This is a genomic window from Bremerella cremea, from assembly GCF_003335505.1.
GTDB lineage: Bacteria > Planctomycetota > Planctomycetia > Pirellulales > Pirellulaceae > Bremerella > Bremerella cremea_A.
In genome coordinates this window covers 1-4,685 of record NZ_QPEX01000026.1, presented here as the reverse complement: position 1 = coordinate 4,685, position 4,685 = coordinate 1, and the positions used below count along the sequence as shown (strand labels likewise).

General features: G+C 49.5%; 4 protein-coding genes. All 4 read right to left on the bottom strand.

Features of this window, described 5'->3' with window-relative positions; all coding sequences use genetic code 11:
• Positions 1 to 201 (bottom strand): hypothetical protein (locus DTL42_RS26630; protein ID WP_214608589.1); only part of this gene is annotated, 201 nt, incomplete at its 3' end.
• A 328-nt stretch (positions 202 to 529) separates the two neighbouring features.
• On the bottom strand, positions 530 to 2,533 hold the full coding sequence (locus DTL42_RS13520; RefSeq protein ID WP_114369267.1) for an RHS repeat-associated core domain-containing protein: 2,004 nt from the start codon (positions 2,531 to 2,533) through the stop codon (positions 530 to 532).
• Positions 2,534 to 3,102: 569 nt separating this feature from the next.
• On the bottom strand, positions 3,103 to 3,789 hold the full coding sequence (locus DTL42_RS13515; protein WP_147274273.1) for a hypothetical protein: 687 nt from the start codon (positions 3,787 to 3,789) through the stop codon (positions 3,103 to 3,105).
• A 57-nt stretch (positions 3,790 to 3,846) separates the two neighbouring features.
• Positions 3,847 to 4,593 (bottom strand): hypothetical protein, encoded by a 747-nt coding sequence (locus DTL42_RS13510; protein ID WP_114369265.1) that lies wholly within the window; start codon positions 4,591 to 4,593, stop codon positions 3,847 to 3,849.
• Between the last annotated feature and the right edge of the window lie 92 nt (positions 4,594 to 4,685).

The window sequence follows — 4,685 nt, the reverse complement described above, 5'->3', positions numbered from 1 at the left end:
TAGACGCCTTGCTCTTCTCGCGTTCCGAAATGCGGAGATGCTAGCGCAAGCAAATAATATACTAACCGCCAAGAATGCCAGCATGCTTGTCATTCTTGAGTCTGTGATTGCAAGAGCCAAGGATCCGGTTGCCATCACAATTGCCACAAAACCAATTAGAGTTTGCAATCCAACGTCATTGAGGTAGTTGTCTTCTTTCATGATCACCTTTCACTTTGTATCTATTGTTTGGCTAGCACGGCAGTGACACGTGAACATGGTCTCACGAGACCATACCTTCCGGAATTTCGATCTCGTCGGTTCGGCAAACCTTGCTAACGAGTCACTTCACGCGGACACCAACTTCTTCACAAGATTCACTTTGCGATACTTGGTCATCCCGAGAATGTAGTGCTTGATATCGAAAACGACTTTGCAAACTCGCATGGCATCTTTCCATCCCCTATTTTAACGGGAAACATAAGAACCTGAAAGTTTCACCTTAAGGTGACGATTTTTATAACCGTCACCTGGAAAAGCGACTGTAGGATCAAACGAAATTGCACGGAGAGTTCGCTCCCCCCATAGCTTCAGCGCATCTGTCACAAACTAATGCGCCAACGATTGCGCAGATGGCGATAGCACCCGCTGTAGCCCACCACGCGAATGGGCCAAAAATGCCGCTGCCAATGATAATTGGGATGCAGATACCAGCGATGCATCCCCCTAGAGCACTGCAAATAAGGCTAGCGTCAAAATCTTTACAATAAAACCAACGAATAATTGCGTCAAATGTAAGACTCGCAATAAGGCCTGTCATACATAAAGCAGCCGAGGAAATTAGCCATCTTTGCGGTTTGTTGAGACCATTCCACCATTCTCTCCAGGGCCCCGTTCGTTTCGGCAAGTGTGAATCATCAAATTCGTAATCGCCTTCATAATCACCATGTATCCTCAACAATCCAAGCGGATCGGACGAAACACTTGGACGTCCATCGATGTACTGGTAGAGGTTCAGTCCATCTGAATACCCAATCGGATCCCGTGTTACCCAGCACCCCAACTGCAAGTGCAGATATCGATTCCGATTAATCTGCAGCCCTGTAGTTAGGTCAAGCTCTCTTCCTGAAAATCGTCTCGTCCAGAACAAATCACTGCCTGAGTAGACGGTAAAGTCGGGATTGAGCTCGAGGCAATCACCATACGGCAGATAGGTAAACCGCTCTTGTACGTCTCCGTTTGTGTCCGCCAATGCGTTGACATTCCAGTTGGCATCTTGCAAGGCATACAACCGCTCGTCGAGTGCCCCATTGCTGTTCGTATCGCGATCTCGCAGAAGGAGGTCGTCGATATAGCGAAGCCCCCAGACAAGTTGTCGTTCAGCGTCCGAGGAGGAATCGACACGTTCCCCAACAACTTGCCATTTTGCCGGATCGGTGAAGTAGTAATGGCGAGTTTCCTCCAGAGTGCCAGAGGAGTACGACTTCACGACCGTGCGTCGTTTTGCCCCGTCGTATTCGTATTCAGCTATGGCCGTTGCCCCATCCACCAACTTTACAAGACGATTCCAACCATCATAAATAGCCGAATACGAATCCGTCAGATCATTTGGTTGAGGAACCGTGGTCATGTTGCCTGTTTGATTATATGCAGGTGTTGCCCATGACGTGCCGGCTGACTCGGTGATATTGGTAATCTCATTCACACCGCTGGACGTGCGAGCTTGATTCAGATCCCAAGTTCCATCGCCATCGCGATCTTCTAAGTACCTCTTCCAGTTGCCGGTGCCATCTAGCGACCAGCATTCAGCTAATGACTGATTTGAGATTGTGTTGTGACTGTCGTTGAGCATCCCACGTGACATTTCTTTCAGGCGGCTAAGGCGATCACTACTGTACAACTCATCGAATCGTTGGTTCAGCGCATTCGCCACAACGTTTTGCCGCCAGGTTAGGCTACCTACCCGGTCATAGCCATACTTAATCCGCTCCACGTCGGCCGAACCGGCGTAGTTGTACCAGCGGTTATCCTTCACCCGACCGAATCGATCCAGCCCTGAGTAAATGTCGCCTGTATCGGAGTCATTCGTGCCCGAAAGATCGACCAGCGTCCATTGCGTGTCAGGCTCGGTGCAATCGGCAACGACGAAGCCTTGTCCGAAGGGGGAATCGACCGACTGAGCCGAACTTCCCGGGCCGAGATACGCGTAATCCACCAGGTGCGTACTCGATCCATCATCGTCCACCAGCGAAGCGACCCGGCTGGCCGCGTCGTCCATCCCATCGGACGCGCCGTAATCGTACGTCAGCACCCGCCCGTTGGGATAGGTGAGCGTCGTCGGCCGGATTGTGTTGGCCGAACCGTTGGCGTAACCATACTGGACTTTGGGAGAGGTTGAGGTGTTCACGGCACCTCCTTGGGCTTGGTAGTCGGTAATCAGTTGGCCGAAATCATTGTAGGCGAACTGCACCTGGATAACCACATTTCCGCTGCCGACGGTCGAGTGATCGCGAAGAGTCAAGGTTTCTTCGGCTGCGGGGATCTCGGTGGCCAAGGGATGAACTATTCCGACCGGCCATGCAAAAAGCCCTGGCGTTTTGCCAGGGCTTTTCTTGGTTTGCGATTTATGATTGGAGTTCGCCGACTGAAGCAGTTAGAAAGCACGGGGGAAGTGGCTATCTTGTTGGTATCCGCCATGGAAAACCAAAATGCCCGCTGCCCCTCCTCGTCTTTCTCCATTCAGTATTGGATTAAAACCGCCCCTCACCGATAAGGAGTGGGTGGAAAATCTGGAGGTTAGTGTCAGAACCAAAGAGTCCTGACACCTTAAATCCTCCTCTTCTTCACCGGCTGGGCGAGCGAAGAAGAGTTGCTGGCTCACCTGGCGAAGATCCGCCAGCAAGCTGCGGCATCAACCGCCAAAAAAACATAGCGACGATTCAAGGTGTCCGCCGTCCAAGCAGTCTTCCGGTCGATGCTGCGCGGAGGGAAAGTCATGCAAACGTTTGCACAGCTCTACCGGATCACGAAAATGAATCCCGAGATCGGAACAGGTCCGAATCCGCACCTTCTCAATCGCTGTGCCGAACAGTATTGCCCCTGTCCTTTTCGCCCCTGCAACGATTATTCCGTGGGCAACGAATGTGGTATCGGTTGCCAGCCAACGATTTTGCAGCTTGGTAATTTGGCTTGAAGCTCATCGACGACCTCTGAATTCGTTCCATCGGGCAATTCAAGCCTTTTAAGCGTTGTAATTTTCCCTAAAATGTCTATTCCTTCCCTTTTAATGGAAATACCTCTTCCAACTAACGACAATTTCTCCAAATCCTGGAATCGCCTGAGCTCGAACAAATCGCCTGGCATAGCTTCACAGCATATAATATCGAGTTCTTTAATCTCAGGAAATCCTAGAAGTCGTTTCCATTCATCACGCATAGACTCATTGACGAACACCTTAGCGAATATAACACGTCTACCACCGGCAAAATACCGAACAACAAAGCGATAAAAGGGACTGGCTTCTTCCTTCACCCAGCTATAATCCCCGTTCTTGTCAATGTGGAGATGCTTGGTCTGGCCCTCATAGAGAATTACACCAACCGCGCCTTCTTCCTCCAGTAACTTAGCCATAAGGTCTCGCTCCGCAGCACAATGAAGCGAACGAGCAATCCATCCAAACATGCCCCCGAGGAGCAATGTGACTAACATCAAGAATCGAATATTCCATTGCAACCATTTCATAGCGACTCGCCAAAAATAGGCCATAGATGCACCGCGAGAAAGATCGCGAATTACACCGTAATAGCTCATGGCTTTTATAGTGTGGCGAGCAATTCTCGGCAGCATAAATATCGTGGTATCACCGGTTCATTTCATCTCACTTTCACAGACAATACAATAGAAGCTTGACTCAAGCCCTACCCTTTCTCCCTCATCGATGGCAGCTCTGAGAGAATTGCAGACATTAACTTCCATACCAACACCGCCGTGATTAGCTCCTAGCCATTTTTTCCAGAAACCTTCCCAATTTTTATAGTCAAAATTTGGCCCCGTATCTTTGCCACCAACGTGAGTATCGATTTCTTTATATACGGGATCGCCTGAAAGGTCGTAAACGCCATCTTTTTCTGGTATTGGCGTATTGGCATCATTGGAGAATTGAATCCACACAATTCGAGGGCTAGCAGGTTTCCCTGCGATGTTTTTCTCGCCCTTTGGGCAACACGTGTTATCTTTTTGCATCGCAGTGGACTTTTTGATTGCCGCTCCCACATCCTTGTAGCAATGCGTCAGTTTCTTGGTCCATTCATTGTTTTTGTAACCCAACTGAGTTCCAACAACCCCAACGCATCCCTGTTGCAAGGTTTCTCCAATCACTTTCGTTTCGCTGAAGCTGAGCTTCCGTCCTTTGTGCTGCTCGATTTCCTCTATCAACCAAATGAAATAATCAGCAAAAGGTACCGTGTCGGCATTATCAAATGGTGAATAGAGTCCGTATGGGTCCAGGCGGACTACCGGCTGACTATCTGCATAGGAATAGAGATTTGATTGAAAATATAATAGGCTCAATGGGTCACGGCTAACAGCCCGTTGAAAAAGCCACCGATTCTCCACGATGGCGATTCACTACCTGCAGCATCGCTGCCGACTCGGTGTCGCTGATTGGAATCGTTCAACCTGAACTAGGCTTTGCAGACTTCTCTCAA